This is a genomic window from Natronomonas sp. EA1 (assembly GCF_051195035.1).
Lineage (GTDB): Archaea > Halobacteriota > Halobacteria > Halobacteriales > Haloarculaceae > JBNTJV01.
The window spans coordinates 467,002-487,126 of record NZ_JBNTJV010000002.1; the positions used below are offsets into that span (position 1 = coordinate 467,002).

20 protein-coding genes, 1 tRNA gene and 1 CRISPR repeat array are annotated in these 20,125 nt (G+C 61.9%); of the genes, 9 read left to right on the top strand and 12 right to left on the bottom strand.

Annotated features, from left to right (window positions below):
* Nucleotides 1-30 precede the first annotated feature (30 nt).
* A CRISPR array of direct repeats spans nucleotides 31-2,780; the repeat unit is 31 nt; unit sequence GTTTCAGACGAACCCCTTGTGGGATTGAAGC.
* Between the two features lie 283 nt (nucleotides 2,781-3,063).
* Together ACQUQR_RS08285 and ACQUQR_RS08290 are read left to right on the top strand one after the other, a co-directional pair.
* Nucleotides 3,064-3,231: a hypothetical protein gene (locus tag ACQUQR_RS08285; protein WP_435195991.1), complete on the top strand. Its 168-nt coding sequence runs from the start codon at nucleotides 3,064-3,066 to the stop codon at nucleotides 3,229-3,231.
* Between the two features lie 31 nt (nucleotides 3,232-3,262).
* Nucleotides 3,263-3,544: a hypothetical protein gene (locus ACQUQR_RS08290; RefSeq protein WP_435195992.1), complete on the top strand. Its 282-nt coding sequence runs from the start codon at nucleotides 3,263-3,265 to the stop codon at nucleotides 3,542-3,544.
* Here ACQUQR_RS08290 and ACQUQR_RS08295 read toward each other — a convergent pair.
* The 4 genes from ACQUQR_RS08295 to ACQUQR_RS08310 form a co-directional block, all read right to left on the bottom strand.
* Entirely contained in the window at nucleotides 3,541-4,065 is a 525-nt protein-coding gene (locus ACQUQR_RS08295) for a hypothetical protein (RefSeq protein ID WP_435195993.1), read from the bottom strand. The genes ACQUQR_RS08290 and ACQUQR_RS08295 overlap by 4 nt on opposite strands.
* Entirely contained in the window at nucleotides 4,062-4,826 is a 765-nt protein-coding gene (locus ACQUQR_RS08300) for an AAA family ATPase (protein ID WP_435195994.1), read from the bottom strand. The genes ACQUQR_RS08295 and ACQUQR_RS08300 overlap by 4 nt, the downstream gene beginning before the upstream one ends.
* Before the next feature lie 98 nt (nucleotides 4,827-4,924).
* Nucleotides 4,925-5,383, bottom strand: a complete 459-nt coding sequence (locus ACQUQR_RS08305) for a universal stress protein (RefSeq protein ID WP_435195995.1) — start codon at nucleotides 5,381-5,383, stop codon at nucleotides 4,925-4,927.
* A 39-nt stretch (nucleotides 5,384-5,422) separates the two neighbouring features.
* Nucleotides 5,423-6,613, bottom strand: a complete 1,191-nt coding sequence (locus tag ACQUQR_RS08310) for a lactate 2-monooxygenase (RefSeq protein ID WP_435195996.1) — start codon at nucleotides 6,611-6,613, stop codon at nucleotides 5,423-5,425.
* 136 nt (nucleotides 6,614-6,749) lie between these two features.
* Here ACQUQR_RS08310 and ACQUQR_RS08315 point away from each other — a divergent pair, with 136 nt between their 5' ends.
* On the top strand, nucleotides 6,750-7,277 hold the full coding sequence (locus ACQUQR_RS08315) for a hypothetical protein (RefSeq protein WP_435195997.1): 528 nt from the start codon (nucleotides 6,750-6,752) through the stop codon (nucleotides 7,275-7,277).
* Here ACQUQR_RS08315 and ACQUQR_RS08320 read toward each other — a convergent pair.
* On the bottom strand, nucleotides 7,274-7,747 hold the full coding sequence (locus ACQUQR_RS08320; protein ID WP_435195998.1) for a hypothetical protein: 474 nt from the start codon (nucleotides 7,745-7,747) through the stop codon (nucleotides 7,274-7,276). The genes ACQUQR_RS08315 and ACQUQR_RS08320 overlap by 4 nt on opposite strands.
* Nucleotides 7,748-7,893: 146 nt before the next feature.
* Here ACQUQR_RS08320 and ACQUQR_RS08325 point away from each other — a divergent pair, with 146 nt between their 5' ends.
* A complete protein-coding gene (locus tag ACQUQR_RS08325; protein WP_435195999.1) occupies nucleotides 7,894-8,118 on the top strand; it encodes a Sec-independent protein translocase subunit TatA/TatB in 225 nt (74 codons plus the stop codon).
* Nucleotides 8,119-8,402: 284 nt separating this feature from the next.
* On the opposite strand, the gene ACQUQR_RS08330 is transcribed toward ACQUQR_RS08325, so the two are convergent.
* The 3 genes from ACQUQR_RS08330 to ACQUQR_RS08340 are packed head-to-tail and all read right to left on the bottom strand — an operon-like array spanning nucleotide 8,403 to nucleotide 9,722.
* Complete coding sequence (locus ACQUQR_RS08330) at nucleotides 8,403-8,834, bottom strand: CopG family ribbon-helix-helix protein (RefSeq protein WP_435196000.1); 432 nt, start codon at nucleotides 8,832-8,834, stop codon at nucleotides 8,403-8,405.
* Nucleotides 8,835-8,874: 40 nt separating this feature from the next.
* Nucleotides 8,875-9,108, bottom strand: coding sequence for a hypothetical protein (locus ACQUQR_RS08335; protein WP_435196001.1), 234 nt, complete (start codon nucleotides 9,106-9,108; stop codon nucleotides 8,875-8,877).
* On the bottom strand, nucleotides 9,105-9,722 hold the full coding sequence (locus ACQUQR_RS08340) for an HAD family hydrolase (RefSeq protein ID WP_435196002.1): 618 nt from the start codon (nucleotides 9,720-9,722) through the stop codon (nucleotides 9,105-9,107). Before ACQUQR_RS08340 ends, ACQUQR_RS08335 begins: the two co-directional genes overlap by 4 nt.
* Nucleotides 9,723-9,802: 80 nt before the next feature.
* Here ACQUQR_RS08340 and ACQUQR_RS08345 point away from each other — a divergent pair, with 80 nt between their 5' ends.
* Nucleotides 9,803-10,867: a succinylglutamate desuccinylase/aspartoacylase family protein gene (locus ACQUQR_RS08345; RefSeq protein WP_435196003.1), complete on the top strand. Its 1,065-nt coding sequence runs from the start codon at nucleotides 9,803-9,805 to the stop codon at nucleotides 10,865-10,867.
* On the opposite strand, the gene ACQUQR_RS08350 is transcribed toward ACQUQR_RS08345, so the two are convergent.
* Nucleotides 10,864-13,176, bottom strand: a complete 2,313-nt coding sequence (locus ACQUQR_RS08350; protein ID WP_435196004.1) for a PAS domain S-box protein — start codon at nucleotides 13,174-13,176, stop codon at nucleotides 10,864-10,866. The two genes, ACQUQR_RS08345 and ACQUQR_RS08350, sit on opposite strands and share 4 nt — an antisense overlap.
* Before the next feature lie 74 nt (nucleotides 13,177-13,250).
* Here ACQUQR_RS08350 and ACQUQR_RS08355 point away from each other — a divergent pair, with 74 nt between their 5' ends.
* Nucleotides 13,251-13,655: a nuclear transport factor 2 family protein gene (locus tag ACQUQR_RS08355; RefSeq protein WP_435196005.1), complete on the top strand. Its 405-nt coding sequence runs from the start codon at nucleotides 13,251-13,253 to the stop codon at nucleotides 13,653-13,655.
* 68 nt (nucleotides 13,656-13,723) lie between these two features.
* The gene (locus ACQUQR_RS08360) at nucleotides 13,724-14,338 is read left to right on the top strand and encodes a flavin reductase family protein (protein WP_435196006.1); all 615 of its coding nucleotides are present in this window, start codon (nucleotides 13,724-13,726) and stop codon (nucleotides 14,336-14,338) included.
* A gap of 433 nt (nucleotides 14,339-14,771) precedes the next feature.
* Here the strand turns inward: ACQUQR_RS08360 and ACQUQR_RS08365 are convergent, their stop codons facing one another.
* Together ACQUQR_RS08365 and ACQUQR_RS08370 are read right to left on the bottom strand one after the other, a co-directional pair.
* On the bottom strand, nucleotides 14,772-15,521 hold the full coding sequence (locus tag ACQUQR_RS08365) for a hypothetical protein (RefSeq protein ID WP_435196007.1): 750 nt from the start codon (nucleotides 15,519-15,521) through the stop codon (nucleotides 14,772-14,774).
* Nucleotides 15,521-16,393 carry a hypothetical protein gene (locus ACQUQR_RS08370; RefSeq protein ID WP_435196008.1) on the bottom strand — a complete coding sequence of 291 codons (873 nt, stop codon included), beginning with the start codon at nucleotides 16,391-16,393 and terminating at the stop codon, nucleotides 15,521-15,523. The genes ACQUQR_RS08365 and ACQUQR_RS08370 overlap by 1 nt, the downstream gene beginning before the upstream one ends.
* A 95-nt stretch (nucleotides 16,394-16,488) precedes the next feature.
* Between ACQUQR_RS08370 and ACQUQR_RS08375 the strand changes: the two genes are divergently transcribed.
* Entirely contained in the window at nucleotides 16,489-17,886 is a 1,398-nt protein-coding gene (locus ACQUQR_RS08375; RefSeq protein WP_435196009.1) for a hypothetical protein, read from the top strand.
* Nucleotides 17,883-19,301, top strand: coding sequence for an argonaute/piwi family protein (locus ACQUQR_RS08380; RefSeq protein ID WP_435196010.1), 1,419 nt, complete (start codon nucleotides 17,883-17,885; stop codon nucleotides 19,299-19,301). Before ACQUQR_RS08375 ends, ACQUQR_RS08380 begins: the two co-directional genes overlap by 4 nt.
* Before the next feature lie 660 nt (nucleotides 19,302-19,961).
* On the opposite strand, the gene ACQUQR_RS08385 is transcribed toward ACQUQR_RS08380, so the two are convergent.
* A tRNA-Tyr gene (locus ACQUQR_RS08385) sits at nucleotides 19,962-20,035 on the bottom strand.
* Between the last annotated feature and the right edge of the window lie 90 nt (nucleotides 20,036-20,125).

Here is a 20,125-nt window from a genome sequence, read left to right on the forward strand (position 1 = left end):
AGAACGCTCTACGGCCACGAACCGGCCATGGTTTCAGACGAACCCCTTGTGGGATTGAAGCCCTCGCGGCAGGTCGATGGTGTGCACGCCGTCGTAGTGTTTCAGACGAACCCCTTGTGGGATTGAAGCTATTGAAGGGCGTGGCCCGGGCGGCGAACAAATGAGTTTCAGACGAACCCCTTGTGGGATTGAAGCACAGCTGACCACGCTCGCATCGTACTGCTACCTTTCAGTTTCAGACGAACCCCTTGTGGGATTGAAGCTGCTCGTTGGCGTCCATCTCGACGGTCGCGAAGTCAGTTTCAGACGAACCCCTTGTGGGATTGAAGCAGGGTCACCGACCCCAACTCCGCCGCACCGGGGCCGGTTTCAGACGAACCCCTTGTGGGATTGAAGCACCGACTCCGACGAGAACATCCTCGAGCAGCTCATGTTTCAGACGAACCCCTTGTGGGATTGAAGCTCGCGAACACCGCCGTCGGTGACGATGGGGCCTCGTTTCAGACGAACCCCTTGTGGGATTGAAGCAGACAGCGGTATCGCATCCGCTGAATCTCGTCCTCGTTTCAGACGAACCCCTTGTGGGATTGAAGCAGGTAGTGGTGCCGCTCGGCGATGTCGATGCTCACGTTTCAGACGAACCCCTTGTGGGATTGAAGCCGAGTCGCATCGCCCGCCCACGCCTGCCGGAGGCGGTTTCAGACGAACCCCTTGTGGGATTGAAGCGAGCCGCGACCCGTGGTCGCGACCTGCTCGATCTCGTGTTTCAGACGAACCCCTTGTGGGATTGAAGCGCCGTGATGACCCAGCTCCCGATGTGCTCTCCCTTGTTTCAGACGAACCCCTTGTGGGATTGAAGCGCCGTGATGACCCAGCTCCCGATGTGCTCTCCCTTGTTTCAGACGAACCCCTTGTGGGATTGAAGCGCCGTGATGACCCAGCTCCCGATGTGCTCTCCCTTGTTTCAGACGAACCCCTTGTGGGATTGAAGCAGGCACGCCTCGAGTCGAAGGACCCGACGCAGGACGGTTTCAGACGAACCCCTTGTGGGATTGAAGCTGATGTTCGACAGCATGCAACGAGTTCGAGAACTGGTTTCAGACGAACCCCTTGTGGGATTGAAGCCGCCACCTCGTCCCCGGCGGCGAGGTCGTCGGCGTGTTTCAGACGAACCCCTTGTGGGATTGAAGCCGGTGTCGATGCTCATGCGTCAGCACCTCGCCAGTTTCAGACGAACCCCTTGTGGGATTGAAGCCGAACGTCGCCGGGTCGTCGCGGTAGTGTTCGAGGTTTCAGACGAACCCCTTGTGGGATTGAAGCCAGCTCCAGGGCGCGGAGTCGTCAGGGTCGTACTGTTTCAGACGAACCCCTTGTGGGATTGAAGCTACCGCGCCGAGACGCCCGAGGGCGAAGAACGCCCCTGTTTCAGACGAACCCCTTGTGGGATTGAAGCGCCATGGGAAGGGAGACAAGTATCGAGAAACACCCGTTTCAGACGAACCCCTTGTGGGATTGAAGCAAACTCAAGACCAAGACGGACAGGGACCGCATGGAGGGTTTCAGACGAACCCCTTGTGGGATTGAAGCAAGGTGTACCGAGACGAGGACCGGACACGCCTCGAGTTTCAGACGAACCCCTTGTGGGATTGAAGCTTGGCTATCGCTCGCCACCGACAGGGTGGTTTAAAGTTTCAGACGAACCCCTTGTGGGATTGAAGCGCGGAACCAAAGCACGTCGAGATTCTCCCCGGCTCGTTTCAGACGAACCCCTTGTGGGATTGAAGCCCCCTCCGGCTCTTTGTAGCCACGGCCTTGGTCGCGTTTCAGACGAACCCCTTGTGGGATTGAAGCCCCGGCGGGGCGTATGGGTGACCCAACCCAGCAACTGTTTCAGACGAACCCCTTGTGGGATTGAAGCGGGCCGCGCAACCGCGAGGCCGCAGACGCCTCCTGTTTCAGACGAACCCCTTGTGGGATTGAAGCCGAATCAGGACCATCTCGGGCGCGTCGGCGCTCATTGTTTCAGACGAACCCCTTGTGGGATTGAAGCAATCGAGCGGAGCCGATAGATGCCCCCACTCGGAGCGTTTCAGACGAACCCCTTGTGGGATTGAAGCAGCACACAGACCATGCTGGATAGCGTGGAGCGTTAGTTTCAGACGAACCCCTTGTGGGATTGAAGCGTGAATCTCGGCGTAGTGGTCGACGTTGCCGCATGTTTCAGACGAACCCCTTGTGGGATTGAAGCCGGATGACATCCGTCTTTGTCGTCCCGGTCTCCTCGTTTCAGACGAACCCCTTGTGGGATTGAAGCGTGTAGGCATCGCACGCGACGGCGAACTGCTCCCCGTTTCAGACGAACCCCTTGTGGGATTGAAGCAGAGCGTCCTCGACGCTTGTGCCAGCGTCGTGAGAGTTTCAGACGAACCCCTTGTGGGATTGAAGCTGGCCGACGCCCTGGGGGGTGAGCTCTGATGTTCGGGGTTTCAGACGAACCCCTTGTGGGATTGAAGCTCGCCCTTCTCAATGAGGCCCAGCTCGACGAGGTCGGTTTCAGACGAACCCCTTGTGGGATTGAAGCCGTCACGCTCGGGGCTTGGGGACCCCCCGCTATTTGTTTCAGACGAACCCCTTGTGGGATTGAAGCCCGGCTGGACGACCGATTACCGGAATCACGATGAAGTTTCAGACGAACCCCTTGTGGGATTGAAGCCGCCCGCGACTCGTTTTTCGCCACCGTCGGCGCGTGGTTTCAGACGAACCCCTTGTGGGATTGAAGTGGATATACGACGCGGCGATCAGCGACTCCGATATCGTTTCAGACGAACCCTTGTGAGATTGAAGCAGCCGGGCGCGCTGGTCCAGCGCTCGCTCGTCGCGAGTTCGGGGGACGGGGGATGATCGCAGCGAGAGCGTCGTCCGCAGACGAGAACACATCAAGGATGATTAATAAGTTCTGATAGGTGAACAGGCGAAACCGGGTGCCAGCGCGGGCGTGAAATCCAGATTCGGTGGCCGAGCGAAAACGACTATCTCTTGAGTGAGAAGCCCTGAGGAGCCGGTGTGGCACCGGCACAGAAGACACCCGTTCCCGCGTTGACGAGCGAAGCCTACCGCATCACCGTCGACGAGGGACGCGAGACGTTCTACGCGCTGAGTATCGAAGAGGTCGGGAACGACGAGGCCTGGCTCATGTCCGACACCGTCTGCGCGCTCGCCGAGTACCGATAGCGATTTTCCGTGGGCACCGCGAGGACACCCCATGACCGACCGTGACCCCGAGGCGACCCTCCGCGAGTGGAAGGCGTCGATGCAGGCCGAACACGAGCAGTCCATCCACGCCCCCGACCCCGAGGCCGACCACCGCATCGGGGCCGTCGCGCAGGTGAGCTACGAGGTGACCTACGCCCTCGACGGGGGCGAGCTGGTCGAGACGGCCCGCGAACGGGTGGCCGACGGCGACCCGGAGCTGTTCTCGTGTGTCTGTGGCGTCCGCGGGATGACCCGCGAGGAGGCCCTCACACACCTGCAGGCGCTCGACTAGACGGCGTCGTCGAACCCCCACTCCTCGGCTTTCGCCTGCGCCTCCGCGCGCGCCTGCTCGCGGATTGCCTGGATCTTCTCCTCGTCGGCCAGGAACGCCTCCACCGCGTGTTCCTCCTCCTCGCGCACCCACTCGGGCGCCGCGCGTCGCGCACGGTCCGCGAGCTGCGGTGCGCCTGCGAGTTTTTCCGCCGGTGCTCCGGGTGGCACCCGGAACGCGTCGCTCTCGTGGGCCGCGGTCAGGTCTCCCGGCGCGGAGTCGTAGAGCGCCACCTGGTACGGACCGGGCGCGGCGAGGTCCGCGAGCGCCGACTCACCCCCGCGTTCGGTCCGGGTGTGGTACGCGAGCACCGGGACCCCCGACTCGAAGGTGATGACGGCCGACCCCTCCTCCTCGAAGAGCATCGCGTCCGCGGGCTCGAGGACGGCGTATCCCGTGTGCGCGCGGTCGAGCGCGTCCTCGAACAGGGTCGCCACGTCGGCGAGCACCCGCGAGCGGACCAGCTCCCCGTCGGGGATCATGGCCGGTCGGGGACGACCGCGGAGCGGAAGCGCGACGCCACGTCGTCGGCGTCCCGGTCGCGGATCTCGAGGGTGCGCGCGGCCTGCCGGTAGGCCCGTGCCGCCTCCGAACGGGGGGCGTGTGCGAGCAGCGGCTCACCCGCACGCCGGGCCGCGCGCGCGGCGTCGCTGTCGGGAACCCGCGCGAGCGTCGGCCCCTCGAAGTAGCGCTCGGCCTGCTCGACGACGCCGTCGATATCCTCACGCACCTTGTTGAACAGCGTGCCCGCGACCTCGGTGCCGTAGGAGGTGGCGTACTCCTGGACCTTCAGGCCGTCCGAGAGCGCGGGGATGGTGGGCTGGAGGACGACGACCACTCTATCCGCGAGGACGATCGGAAGGACGGCGGATTTCGAGCCGAGGGCGGCCGGCGAATCGAGCAGGAGGACGTCCGTGTCGCGTGCGAGGTCCGCGACGGCCCCGCGGAGGCGCCCGGGGTCCGCGGCCTCGAACGCGGCCAGCGAGGTCCCGCACGGAACGACCCGCATCCCGAACCGGTCGTAGGTGGCCTCCTTGACGGCGGCGACCTCGTCCAGAAGTACGTCGTGGAGCGTCACGTCTGCGTCCGCGAGGCCTGCGTGAAAAAGCAGGTTCGCCATCCCGGTGTCGGCGTCGACGACGGTCACGTCGTGCTCCTCGGCGAGCGCCATGCCGAGCGCGAGCGTGCTCGTCGTCTTGCCGGTCCCGCCCTTGCCGCTGGCCACGGCGAACGCCTCTACCATACAAATTGCGTTACTGCATACCGACTAAAAAAGTCTCGGTCGCCGACGGGGTGGGCGGCGAGTCGCTGGCGAGTCGCTGGCGGGTCGTCGACGAGCAATCAGCGAACGACGGTGACGGGGCAGTCCGCGCGGCGGACGACCGACTCCGCGACGCTCCCGAGCAGGACGCGGGAGACGCCCGTGCGGCCGTGGCTCCCGATGACGATGTGGTCGACGGCCGCCTCCTCGGCGAACTCCTCGATCTCGCGGGCGGGCTTCCCCGTCCGGATGGCCGTCTCGGCGGCGGCGTTCACGTCCTCCGCCTGCGCGACGGCCTCCTCGAGGAGCTCCTCCGCGCGTTCCGTCCGGTCCTCGTACCACGCCTCGCCCACGCCGGGGAGGGCGGGCGGGCTCTGGACGGGTGTCGTCGCGGGCCCGACCGCGAGGCTGTTCACGTCGGAGGGGTCGATGACCGAGAGGAAGGTGAACTCGGCGTCGGGGAACGTCCCCACCGCGTGCTCGACGGCGTCCTGTGCCTGTTCGGAACCGTCAACGGGTACGAGAACGTGTCGTCCCATACGCGACAGGACGCCCGGAAATCTGAAAAAAGGCGGGGACTACGGCCCGAGTTCCGACTCGTGTTTCAGCGTCGAGCGATCGATCTTCGCCGTCGAGTCACAGCCCGCGAGCCCCATCGTCAGGTCGAAATCCGCGAGGATGTTTCGTAACACGGCCTCGACCCCGCGCGCGCCGTCGTACGCGAGGCCGTAGGCGAACGGCCGGCCGAGGAACACCGTGTCCGCGCCGATGGCGAGCGCCTTGAACACGTCCGCCCCCCGTCTGATGCCGGAGTCGAAGAAGACGGGCACCTCCCCGTCCACCTCGTCGACGACGGCGGGGAGCGCCTCGATGGCGGAGAGCGAGCCGTCGACCTGCCGCCCGCCGTGGTTCGAGACGCTGATACCGTCCGCGCCGTGGTCGATGGCGAGCCGTGCGTCCTCCGGCCGGAGGATCCCCTTGATGATGACCGGGAGGTCCGTGTGGTCGTGGACGAACGCCAGGTCCTCCCACGTGAGCGAGGCGTCCCCGAAGATCTCGAGGAAGTGGTCGACCGCGGCCTGCATATCCTCCTCGGGCGGGACGTCGAGCGACTCGCGGAACGCCGGGTCCGCGACGTAGTTCGCCACGCCCTCCCCCTCGAGGAAGGGGTAGTAGCCGCGCTCGATGAGTCGCTCGCGGAAGCCGAGGGTGGGCGCGTCGACGGTGACGACGATGGCGTCGTAGCCCGCCTCTTCTGCTCTATCGAGGAACGACTCGGCCACGTCGCGGTCGTTCGACCAGTAGAACTGGAACCATTTGGGGACGTTCCCGAGCGCCTCGGCCACGTCCTCCATCGTGTGCGAGGAGAGCGACGAGAGGATGAAGGGGACCTCCAGCTCCGCACACGCCCTCGCGGTGCCGAGTTCGGCTTCGTCGTGGAGCAGCGACTGGACCCCGAGCGGGGTGATCATCAGCGGGAACTCGTGGGTCCGGCCGTAGAGGTCGACGGTCAGGTCGCGCTCCGCGACCCCCTGGAGCATCCGGGGGGCGATTCGCCACGCCGAGAAGTCCTTGTTCCGTTCGAAGGTCTCCTCGCTCCCCGCGCCGCCGTGGACGTACGCGCGGGCGTTCCCGTCCATCTCCTCCCACGCGGCCGCACGCAGGTCCTCGTAGCTCGTGGGGAACGACGGCCGTTTCCCCTCGTACATCCCCTCGCGGTAGATACCGCGGATGTGCCGATTGCCGAACTGCTCGCCTTGGTCTGCCATACCACGACATCAGATACCGAAATGATAGTTCTTGATAGACCGGCAGGGCTTGCAGGAAGCCACGCATACGGGACGTGACAGTTAATTACGACGAGAAAGGTGAGAGTAATATACCTCCTTCTCCAATGGATGGGCGATGTCTGGGTGTGCCGCGTGTGGCGTGACGGACGAGCTCCTGTTCACCTGTGAGCACTGCGGCCGTCAGTTCTGTGCGGCCCACGAGCTCCCGCACCACGCCTGCGCCGGCTTCACCCGCGCGAAACACACCCCCGAGTCGGAGGGCTGGGAGTTCGTCAGCCTCCCCGTCGAGGGGGGGACGACGGCCGTCACCGAGCCGGCCGACCCCGAGCCGACGCCATCGGAACGCGAGACCGCCCCGCGGACCGACCGGGGCGACCCCGCCCACGAGTCCGGCCGGCCCGAGCCCCCGCGTGAGTCCGACCGGGACGCCGCGAAGGCCCGTCGCCCGGACCGCGAGATCCGCTGGACCCGCCCCCCTGGGAAGGGGCTCCCGAACGAGCGCGGCGGCGAACACCCCGTCTGCACCTGGATGCGCACCCAGAGCTATCCGGCGTACGTCGCGAAGGTCGGCGGGCTCTCGCTGCTTTTCACCTGTTCGTACTATCTCGGGCTGGCCGCGGTCATCCACGGGCTCCCCGTCTAATCGTCCGCGAGCAGCTCCCAGTAGTCGAACGCGCCGGAGCGCGCCGCAGTGAACCGTTCGTCGGCACGCTCCCGTGCCGCACGCAGCTCGTGGATGGACTCCTCCGTCGAGACCGTCGACGCCGCCGCCGCACACCGCCGGTAGAACTCGTCGACCGCCTCACGGTACGCGACCGCCTCACGGGCCGCCGCGACCGCCTCGCGGAGCTCCTTCGGCTCGAACGACGCCGGGAGACACGTCGCGAACGCCTCGTGCGGCCCGAGGTGGACGAACGCCGTGGCGGAGTCGCGCAGGGTGGTGGCCTCACGCAGGGTGGCAGGGTCGCCATCGGTCAGCGGGCCGACCACCGCGACCGCGACCCCCTCGAGGTGGTCCCGCGCGGCCGCCAGCGTCTCCACCCGAATCACCTCGTCGAGCGCCGCAGCTGCCGCGTCACCCCGCCGTCCCGTCGCCGCGATGAGCACCGTCACGTTCGACCGTCCGTCACGACGCGTATAGACGTTTTCCTCCGCGAGAGAAGCTGTCTCCGGCATGATACGTACGGCGACCGTATCGACCCAGCCGCAGGGCGTACGACAGACATAGTCAATACCGTCGCCGCCCATAGAGAGTCGGCATGTACCCCATGTTCGTTGGGCTCCCCGGCGGGCCAGAGCTCCTGATCATCCTGTTCATCGCCGTCCTCCTGTTCGGCGCGAACAAGCTCCCGAAGCTCGCGCGGGCAAGCGGGCAGGCGATGGGTGAGTTCAAGAAGGGCCGCGAGGACGTCGAACGCGAGATCCGGGAGGCCAGAGACGCACGGCTCGCCGAGGAGGTCGTCGAAGCGACCGCCGAGCACTGACCGCGAGAAGCGACTTTAGACGCCGCTCCGAAAGCGACGACGACGTAGCGACGTTCGTCCGCGAGAAACGGCCTCGTGCGAGCCGGCGACCCGGCCCGTCGAAGTATCAGTTCGAAAGGGGAAAGAGCGTGTGTGTGCCCCCGTATCCTCCACTCGGGTAGCGCGCGCGTCAGCTAATGAGTCTTTTGTTCACCCGTCCGTCGGGCGTTCGACGGTCGTCAGACGGCTCCCGACGCGTGGCCGGGAAGACCGCCGTCGACCTCGCCGAATTCGTATAAAATATCTTAGTGTTCGTGCGGGAACGTCCCGTCGAAGTCGTCCATCGGGATGACGGAGTAGTCCACGGAGAGGGTGTCCTTCGTCGCTCTGATCTTCCCGACGAACGTCGAGATCTCGGTGAGCTGGCCCTCCACGATGAACAGCTCCATACAGTAGTGGTTCCCCACGTGGTTGTGGACGTTCGAGGTGACGAGCCCCTCGTACTCGTGGCGCAGCTGCATCATCCGCTCCTCGGCGTTCGAGGTCTCGTAGCTGAACAGGACGGTGACGACGCCGATGAGGTCCCGGCCTTCCAACTGCTTGTCCTCGAACTCCCCGAGGAGGTTGCGGGAGGCCTCACGGACCACTTCCGAGCGGCCGGTGTAGCCGTGCTCCTCGGCGAACTCGTCGAGCCGCCGGAGCAGTGACTCCGGCATCGAGACGCTGACAACGGTCATGTATTAACTCAGAGGAGCTGAGCTATTAAAGCGTAGCATTTCACGTGGCTGAAGTGCGCCGGGAACGGGGAGAATCGCGGGAGACGACCGATGTTAGAGCCACGCGAGCAGTGTGAACCCACCCCGAGGAGGCCGGCCGCGCGGCCGACCACCCGGCGAGCGTACCGGCGCTGTTCGGCGGAAGGGGGGTGCCGACCTCGTTGATAGCGTAGGCGTCGGTCTCGAGCCGGACGCCGAGCGCCGCGACCATGGCGAGGGCGACGAGCGTGCTCATCGCCCCTCCAGCCACGCGGGGAACGCCGTCAGCGGCACCTCGGCGATATCGACGTAGGTCCCGCCGAGCGCCTCGAGACCCCCATCGGTCGCGGGGTCGCTCCCGACGTGGACGAGCGATTCGGGCGGGCTGTCGAGCGCCGCGGCCACGCGCTCGAACATCTGCGGAGCGGGTTTGCGCCAGCCGCAGGAGAGCCCCGTGACGACGGCGTCGAACGCGTCCCGGAGGTCCGCGCGGATGAGGACACGGCGGGCGAGTTCGGGGACGGTCGTGTTCGAGCAGACCGCGACGGGACCGGCCTCGCGCGCGGCGTCGACGGCCTCGCGGGCCCCCGGGCGGAGCGTCACCTCCGGGTCGAACGCGGCGACCGCGGCCCGGCGCGCGGCGTTGTGGGGGGCGTCCACCCCGCGCGAGGCGAGCGCCCGGGCGACGTGCGCGGGGAGCGGGGCCGCCGCCCCCTCGGGGAGGTCGATATGTGTCTCCCGGTAGGCGGCGGTCCAGTCGTCGGGGACGCGAACGTCGCGAGCCCGGAGCTCCGCGGCCACCCGGTCGGCCGCGGGGGCGTCGTACCGCGCGTCGACGAGCGTGTCGAACAGGGCGAAGGAGACGGCCACGGCGGGTGTGAGAGAGGTCGCTCAAAGAAGCTATCGGCACGCGACGGCGGGTTTTTCTCCCCGCGTGAGCCACGGGGTGTATGGCAAACGGACGCGCGTTCCGCTACGACGGTGCGGTGCCACCCGGTGAGAAGCGGCACTTCCGCTATGAGGTCTCCGAGACGTATCTCGGCGACCCCGTGGAGGTCCCGGTGACGATCATCAACGGCAAACACGACGGCCCGCGGGTGTTCTGCACCGCCGCGGTCCACGGCGACGAGCTCAACGGCGTGAAGGTGTGCCAGGAGCTAGCAGCGAAGTACGACCCCGCCCAGCTCCACGGCACCCTCGTCGTCATCCACGTCGTGAACGTCCCCGGCTACCACGCCCAGCAGCGGTACATCCCCATCTACGACCAGGATCTGAACCGGTCGTTCCCGGGGAAGGCCACCTCCAACACGGCCGAGCGGATGGCCAACGAGATCTTCGAGACGTTCATCAAACAGTGCGACTACGGGCTGGACTTCCACACCTCCACCCGCAACCGGACCACCATCTACCACGTGCGGGCGGACACGGCGAACCCCGAGGTGGATAGATTAGCAAGAGCGTTCGGTGCGAACGTCATCCTCTCCGGCGGGGGTGACGAGGGGTCGCTCCGGGCCGCGGCGACGGCCGCCGGGGTCCCGACCGTCACCATCGAGATGGGGAAGGCCCACCGGTTCCAGCCGGTGCTCATCGAGAAGGCGCTCGACGGGGTGGAGTCGGTGCTCGCGGAGTTCGGCGTCCTCCCGAACGCCACCGTCCAGTGGCCGGGCTGGTGGCGCGTCGTCGACCCGACCGACCAGAAGGCGTGGCTCCGCGCCGACACGGGCGGGCTCGTCGACATGAAGTGGGGGCCCTACCCGCTCGTCCGCGAGGGGGAGACCATCTGCACCATCACGGACCACTTCAAACGCGAGGAGCACGTCGTCGCCGCACCGTTCACGGGGCTGCTCGTCGGCGTCCTCGAGAACCCCCTCGCGCTGCCGGGCCACCCGCTGTGTCACCTCGTCAGCCTCGACGAGGCGACCGCCGAGGAGATCGGGACCGAGATCGAGAACGGCGAGTTCGACGGCTACCGCGCGAACGGGACCGTCTGGCGCGCCGGGCAGGAACAGGACTAAGCCAGGGTCACGCCGCGGAACTCGAAGCGCGCACCCGGGCCGTCGCCGAGCGAGACGCGCCAGCCGTGGGCCTCCGCGATCTCCTTCACGATGGCGAGGCCGAACCCCGTCCCGTCCCCGCCGGAGTAGCCGAACTCGAAGACCTCCCCGTGGCTCTCCTCGGGGATGCCGGGGCCGTCGTCCGCGACGTAGAACCCCTCCTCGTCGAGCGCGCCGATGGTGACGGTCACCTCGGGGCCGGCGTGCTCGACGGCGTCACCGGACGCGGTCCGGTGGCCTGTGGAACCGTGTTCGACAGCATCCTCGTGAGCCTGCGAACGAGGGCCTGTGGAACCATGTTCCACGGCGTTGCGAAGGAGGTTCTCGACGAGCTGGCGGAGCCGCGAGCGGTCCGCCCGGACCGTCGGCGGGTCGTCGAACGTCAGGGTCGCGTCGGGCCCCTCGACCGACTCACACGCCTCCCGGGCGACGGCCTCTAGGGACACCGCCTCCATCTCGCCGACGGCCTGCCCCTGTCTGGCGAGCGTCAACAGCCCGCTGATGAGCTCCTCCATCCGGTCGGCGGCGCGCTGTGCACTCTCGAAGTGCTCGTCGTCACCCGTCTCCTGGGCCAGGTCCAGCCGGCCCTGCAGGATGTTCAGCGGGTTGCGCAGATCGTGGCTCACGACGGACGCGAACTGCTCTAACCGCTCGTTCTGCCGCTGGAGCTCCCGTTCGCGCTCCTTCTGTTCGGTGATATCCGTGTAGATGGCGAACCCGCGGGTCGTCTGCATCCCCACTTTCTGTGGGGCGACGTGCAACAGGAAATCGCGGGGACCGTTCACCGTCATCCGGCGTACCTCGCCGTGGAACGACTCGTCCGCCTGGATCTGGTCGTTGTACTGCTCTGCCTCCCTCTCGGCCGTCGGCGGGACGATGAACTCGTCGATGGAGCGGTCGACGATCTCCGGCGGCTCGAAGCCGAACACCTCGGTGAACGCGCTGTTCACCTCCTGGACGATGGGCTCGCCGTCCTGGTACTCCACCATCACAGCCGGGTCGGGGACGTTCTCGAACAGCGCCGCCAGCTGGTCGCGCTCCTTCGTCAACGCCGCGCGCTGGTCCGCCCGCGCGAGCGCGGTCTCCGCCGTCGCCGCGAGCACCTCGGTCAGCTGCTGGGCCTCCTCGTCGAACGCCGCGGGCTCCGTCGAGCCGATGGAGAGCGCCCCGTACTCACCCAGCGGGAGGTAGAACGCCGACCGGATGGGCCCCCAGTCGTGGTCCGTCGACAGGGAACGCACGTCGTCGACGACGGCCGGCTCGTCCGACCGGAACACCCGCGCGGGGTAGGTGTTGCCGTCGACGAGGTAGACCGGCCGTTCCCCGAGGGTGTCGAGCGTCTCCTCGGAGATCGCGGTCGGCAACAGGAAGCTCCGCGTCTCGTCGACGAGCCGGACGCTCGTGATGGGGAACTCGAGGATCTCCGCGAGCGCCCGCACCGTGACGTCCGCCACCTGCCGGGCGTCCGTCGCCGACACCAGCTCGCGGGCCGCCTCGTGGAGCTGTCGCAGCCGCTCGTCGCGGCGCTTGCTCGCGGAGACGTCGCGGACGACGCCGATAGAACCGGTCGCCCGCTCCCCGTCGGTGAGCAGCGCCACGTGGTCCTCACACGGGACGTGCTCCCCCGCTTTCGTCACCATGTCCATCTCGAAGGTGACCGATTCCGAGTAGGGGTCCTCCCGCGAGAGCAGGTCGCGGATGGCTGCGTCGCCCCGCTCGATCCCCTCCTCGGTCATCACCTTCGAGACGTGCTCGCCGAGGAGCTCCTCGCGGTCGTAGCCCGAGAGCCCCGCCGTCCGCTCGTTGACCATCGTGAACCGGCCGTCGAGGTCGACCGTGTACACCCCGTCGGCCATCGCCTCCACGAGCGCCCGGTAGTTCGCCCCCGCCTGCGCGTCGCCCGCCGGGGCGGGGGCGACCGCCGACCGGACCTGGTCGGCCAGCGCCGCGGATCCCCCGTCGGCCCACCGGAAGTGCCCGGTCACGACCGCACCGACGACGGTCGAGCCGATCTCGCCGGCCTCGACCGACGAGAGGAGGATGACGGGGAGCGAGGGGTCCACCGCGTGCACCCGCGAGAGGAGCTCAGTCCCGTCCATATCCGGCAGGTCGAACGCCGCGACGAGACAGTCGACGTCCGCCAGCGCGTCGAGGGCCGTCGCTCCGTCGGGAACGACGTCGACCTCGAACCCCTCCGCCGATAGTGTCGGTACGGCACGGTCGAGTGCCGCAGAGCCACGACCCGCACACCGCACCCGAATACCGCTCATTCAGACAGGGTATGCCGCAGTCAGGGTTAAAGTTGTGGGCCTACAGTTATCAGGCCCTCCCTCCATTCACCGGCATGTCGTCGACCGACCGCCACGCCATCCAGCGCCTGAAATACGACTACTGCGACGCCATCGACGAGGGGCGCTACGAGGAGTGGGTCTCGCTTTTCACCGACGACGGCGTCTTCCGCCGCGCCGACGCCGGTGATTCCTATACGGGCACCGACGCTCTCTACACCTTCGCCACCGAGAGGTTCGACACCGCCTTCGCGTTCGCCGCCCACGTCCTCACCAACCCCCGCATCGACGTCTCGGGCGAGGAGGCGACCGGGACGTGGTACCTCCAGCTCGTCTACCGGACGGCCGACGGCGAGGAGGGGCTCCGACAGGGTCGCTACGCGGACCGCTACCGGAAGGTGGACGGCGAGTGGTACATCGCCGAGACCGAGGTGGGTTACGGGATGCGGATCTCGCTGTAGCCCGGGCCCACGAGACCTGTCGGCTGACCGCGGGAACGGTTAACCGCGCAGGTTTCCCAGAGCCGGTGATGGATATCGACCCGGACCACGCCGTCGACGAGATGTACCGGCTGCTGACGAGTCTCATCATCCCCCGCCCCATCGGCTGGGTCTCCACCCGCAGCGCCGACGGCGTGGACAACCTCGCCCCGTTCAGTTTCTATATGGGCGTCATCGAAGCCGAGCCACCCGTCGTGATGTTCTCCGCCGAGGCCCGCCGCGAGGGTGAGCGCAAGGACTCCGCGCAGAACGTCCTCGACACCGAGGCGTTCGCGCTCAACCTCGTCACCGCCGACCTCGTCGAGCAGATGGACCGGACGAGTGAGAGCGTCGAACCCGGCACCGACGAGTTCGAGCTCGCCGGCCTCGACCGCACGGAGGCCGACCGCATCGACGCCCCCCTCGTCGCCGACGCCAGAGCGACGATGGAGTGTACCCTCCACGACACGCTCGAAATCGGGGACCACACCGTCGTCTTCGGCCACATCGAGCTCATCCACGTCGACGACGACCTGCTCACCGACGGGAAAATCGACGTGGAGAAGATCGACGCCGTCGGCCGGCTGACGGGGGAGTACTACACCCGGCTGGACCCGTTCAAAGTCACCCGCGACTGGGACGCGAGCGGGTGGGGAGATAACTGAGAGGTGGTCGAACCCCGTTGATGGAGCTATTCTTCACTGCGGACGGACGGGTAGGAGAGGGATCGGAGCGGTGGTACTATACGCAGAGGTTGAATCAGAGATTTACGGCCTGTCGAGCCGAGTTATTTCGGATGCGATTGAGTCAATAATTCCCACGAGCGTATACGAGAGCGGCTTAGCCGATCTGGCCCCTCTCGCCCAGAAAGGAGCAATCGCGGGGATTTCTTATTATATTTCAATTAAGCAGTTGAATGGGCTCAGTAAGTGCGTACCGGGAGCGTCTGGTATAACAGAAGCAGGTCGGAACGGCGAAGGAGTCCCTGCTCGATAAATATATTGAACAGGCGGGTAAGTGGAGAGAAGAAGCACAGCAAGTGTTGAGTAGGAATCTTGGAATGGAGAACAAGTAGTAGCTAAGACAACGAAATCCCGATTATGACATCCCAGCGTCTCCGGCAGTTTCTGAATTAGCGAACATATCTCGCAGGAACAACACACGGATCCCCATAATGTTTTGAATCAGATTCCTTGAGCCGTAGACGTGCCGCTTGTCCGCAGTAACTAGCTTACTCAGTATGTCCCTCTGAAGCAGGTGGTAAGCATCAAGTACCACATCAACATCCTCATCGTGAATATTATCAGCGACTGACTGAAGCCGCTGTCCGATTTCTTGATGCCTTCCCTCCCGAGAAGGGCCTAATTTGACCCGGTGTTGTATACGGCTCAATTCCTTCTCAGAGTGTTCCAGGATGTAATTCAACAGGTTATTTGCTACTTGGCGAGCCTCTTCAGCTTCGACGTTATCTGGGTCACTCAGGTTACGGTCGAAGTAGCGCCTGATTCGCCTCTTTGCCTCGTCCTGGATTTCAAACTCTTGAATGAACTCATCAGCAATGCGACTCGAGTTCAGTTCCTCGTCCGGAATCAGCTGGAGTTCCTGATCAAAAACTAGCTGTCCCATTCTGAACCGGGACCGGATACGATTAAAAACACCTCCATCTCCATCCCACTCTCGTTCTTCACTTTGCGTCTTGATATCCGCATCGCAGAACTCCTCAACTACATTGTCACTCGTATAAAGGGTGTTATCAGTATCGAACAGCCGTCTGGAATCAGGATTCCAGACGTCCGTTGAGAACGTCAGGCCAATCAAGCAGTTCGTATCCAAAAAATATCTCGTCATTACTCCCAGGAGATATCGACGATAGAGGTCACAACCGCATCTGCAGCGGATTTCGTTACCGGACTGATACTGCCCTGTCGGAGGTCCATCCGATCCTCTCTCTCAAAGGTTCGGAGCTCTCTCCGCATACCTCGTTGGGTGCTAAGGAATTCTTCTGGGGACTTCTCAAACTCAGCAGCGATTTGCTCCAAGCTAAGGCCAGAGTTCTCTTTCTGCGCGAGTTCTGCTGAAACGATGCCCCAGAATATACGGCTAATTTCTTGTAGATCGTTGGGGCTCCAATTCTCAGAGTCAAGCTCATCGCTCATACACCGGTAGAAGACGAGCATATCATCGAGACATTCATTTATGGGATCTTCTCTGAACGAATTACAGAATTCAAATAATGTCTCTCTGATATCCTCCTTGGTGGGTGTTTTCGCAAGGTAATCTGGTCCGGTTGGTACAACCGTGCTAAGTTGCTTATCTAACGTTCTATAGTGCCTTTGGAAATCATGCGGCGCTTCCTCGTACATTTTATCGGTAAGACCTTCCAGAGATAGATTGTAAAATTGTTTCAGGGCCCGATTGACTGCCAGTCGGAGCTGCATCTCTTCATTCTCAGACAGCTGTAAATCGTCCGGGTCAGTGTTACAGGAGAGTTCGTTCTGAACAGAGCCTCGATCGATTCCAACTGAAGACCCGCTTGTACAGGTCATTATTCCATACCGATACCAAAAATAAGAGATGTTCGCACTTAGACCAATCTCATCCAGTTCTTTTTGGGCGAAATACGCAATCTTGTGGAATGCCTTTGGGGGGAGAGCATTGTCATATCGATGTTCGTCAAGCAGAATCGCGGCGAGCTCGTCTACCCCCAACCGCTGAGTCATAGTTTAGACAAGAATATCACGATACAAAGTGTTTCTGAATGACTGCTTCGAACTCCGCGAAATGTTTTTTAAACTACCTCTCCAGTAGTTATTTAGTGACGGTCTGGAATCTGCGTGGCCAAAGAGAGTCAGCCCACAGGAAAGGACAGAATTACAAGGAGCAAGTTATCTCTTACCTGAAGGCGCAAGGCTGGGTCCTAGTAGAGGATTCAGAATTCCATGGACGAACGCCAGATCTGGTACTGAGTCGTCCAAAGGTGGAGGGTACTCGACGAGCCGTTGTGGAGGTAAAGGCGAGTGACAAATTGAGTTTATCCGATAGCTCGCTTCTGGCCGAGCTGGGACGGTATTTTCTGGAATATGAGTCCCAAGGTGGACGCTTTGATTTCATGATATTCGCACCGGGCCTAGCAAATCTGTCTCGTTGGCGGTCGGTATTTGAGCCAAGCCAGCATGATGAGGAGGAGATTAAGAGAACTTGGGGCGACGTTCGAGACTGCAGTGAGCTCAACGAGGATGAACAATCTCGGATATCGGGTTACACTATCGATGATTTCACACAATTTCTGGTTGATTGCCGCGTAGCTCAGGGAGACTACGTTGATCTGGAGCACTGGATTGACGATATGGCTGATGATGGTCGTTTCGAGTCAGAGTTCTATTTTGAGGAACCAGGGCCCATAGAGGGGCAAACATCACTAGTCCCCAACTTCTATCGAATTACCCAGCTCCCTCAGAACGTGTACACGGGTGATCTCGAGAAGGACGCTACGCATCAGAACATTCGAGAGGTAAATCCCAATTATTTTCCGATCTGGGTCGAGGAAGACTCGCTACATTCGCTAATTGCTCCCCAAGATCTTCCTGAAGAAGTAACGCACTTCGTAAAATCAGGTAGTTGGAATCCAAGTAGATTTGACGAGTGGCAGAAGCAGTCGGGCAATCAGAGGTCCTCCATAGGGTTGATGAATAAATTCGTTACTCACAGAGCAGTCAATTTCGGGTGTACGTCTACCCGTCATAATGGAAAATACATACTCTATTTTGAGCACGATGACCTCAATCAGGAAACAATCGAGAAGGAAGGAATGCAGGTGAGTAAGGTGTTCTCGGATGAAAGAGGAGAAACGAATTTTGTCCGTCACAGAGCAGTGCACCAGTCTCTAGAAAGGTACGATGGGGAGATCTGGATTTTCTTAATCCCAGAGTTTGTTTATTCAGAAGATGGTGAGAGACTGATTACTTCAAATCAGGTAAAGAGCCTTCATGATGCGTTTACAGACCCGAATGCGCGAAATTCCAAAATTCGACGCTATACGAGGCACTGGAGCGATATACTGAATCTGGGTGCCCCTCGTCCACACGGCGAGGATCAGCAAATTGCGACAGAGGCTGTGACACATCTCTCTCTACCTGTCCGTCCGGTACAGGATAGCGATGAGCAGGGTCGAATCATGGACGAGGAACAGGCCGGGCTGGGTGATTTTATATGAACGAGTTTGAGTCGAGTTATATTGAGGAACCCTCTCTCCAGTTCGGAGGAGGAGAGGCAAAGGACCCCAGAGTTGGATTATCAAAATATGGCCCACGGACTCCTTCGGGGGAGGGCGAGAACATGGTCGTCAATGTTGGACTTATAGGCTCAAGCCGCTCCATTGGACAGGTTGAGCAGTTGTTCGAAGAGATGAGAACACGGATTCTCAGATCGGGGGATCCAGAGAGATGGAACCCTCCGTTTCCCGGAATTGGCCCCGATTCCCCTTTTAAATTCTCAATCAGTCTCCAGAAGCGATGGAGAGAAGTGATTACCGGTCAAGAAACGCGAATCATAAAAGAGACAGATAACAGACAGACACGGTATGAGAAAACGCTTCAATTCATAGAGAACAAGGTTCGGTTACTCTATCAAAGAGAAACACCCCCTGATGTAATCGTCGTAGCGCTGCCCGAAGAAGTGAAAGATGCATGTATACCACCACATCAGAAGGCTGGAAAGATACAGAGCCAGACCAGCGATTTACGAAGTAGGGTCAAGCTTGCGGGCATGCAAGAGAAAATTCCTACACAACTGATTAGACCTAAAACACTCGCTGGAGGGGCAGACGTCCAAGATCGAGCAGAAGTTGCTTGGAATATTGCAGTCGCAATTAGATACAAGGCGAGCCGAGGCCATCCGTGGAAGTTGGCTCACTTAGAGTCAGACACCTGCTATGCCGGAATCTCGTTCTATGTCGAACGAGGTCAGAAAAGGAAAACAAAGGCATCAATGGCGCAGGTTTTCCTCGAAACAGGAGAGAGCTTCATTCTCCGTGGTGATCCTGTCGATAATAAAGAAAGTGGCCCAGGAAATAACCATCTATCTGAATCCGACGCAGAGGATCTTGTAGACAGTATCATAGAACAATACGCGAGGATCAAGGGACATCATCCAGAGAGGCTTGTCCTGCACAAGACATCCAACTATTGGAGCGATGAGAGGGAAGGATTTCTCAGGGCAGCGGAGAGGGTAGGAGTTCGGAAATTGGATTTCATCACAATTCGAGAAAGAAGCCCAGTTCGGATGTTTACCGAGGGGGAGTATCCAGTTCTTAGAGGCACCATGCTATCATCTCCTAACCAGAAGGAACACTATTTGTACACAAAGGGATTCATTCCAGAATTGTCGACGTACCCTGGTCTGAGAGTACCAAAGCCGATAACAATTAAACCGGACGAGAGTGTATGTGATACGCCAATTCAGGAGATCACGGAAGAGATCTTGGCGTTCACCAAGTTGGACTGGAACACATCCGACTTTTGCAAAAAGCTCCCAGTAACGATACAAGTCTCAAGGGCCGTCGGAAAAATACTCTCAGAGTCCAAGGCGCGGGATTTAGCTGTCGATCCGCACTACTATTATTATATGTGATACTCTCCGGCGTGTGGATCTGTTTATCAAGCATCATCGCATTCCCAGTTGACCATGTGGATGTCAACGTTGTAGGCACGTAGTCACCACTGTTCTTCAACCCCGAGTCGCTCTCAAGCCCACCGACGAAGTGCGCTGTCGGGACAGAGCACCACCTCGTTGATATCGTCGCCGTCCCCAAGATAGGCGACGAACGAGCCCGTCGGTTCGATGGAGACGATGGCGATAGGTATCTTGCGCGCTCAGTCTGCGCACCCACAGCCGTCTTACAGGCTATCGACGAAGTCGGATCAGTCGATTACGCCTGACACCTCATGGAGACGAGCTAAGAGGCACACCGCCTACAGACCGATTCGTCTCGCCCAGCGATCTGAACGACGACCCACCAGGACGATGGCACGTCACGGCCCCATCTACCCACCTCTGGCCCAGAAGTCGCTGGACGGCGAAATCCCCATCAGGTGTGTAGTTCCATCAGAACTCTCGGAACGTGATTATCGTCCGTAACCGCAGAGCTGGTCGAGACTGTTTGGTACTGTGATACAGGCGTCAAAAAAGTCCTCCCTCCCCGATTTGAAGCCAGTCGCTCCCGGAGGTCGCTCCTTATTCAAATCGGCTCGCGGAGAGACTTTTCACTGCTCACGTTGTTCGCAGGAAAAGTCCGCCCTCCCCGATTTGAACGGGGGACAAGTCGATCTACAGTCGACTGCTCTACCAGTCTGAGCTAAGGGCGGATTACACTCGAAACAATCCCGCTGTCGGACTTAACGGTTATCATTCCGTGCGAGGGAAGCGCCGTCAGCGGGGCGACAGACAGCTGTCGG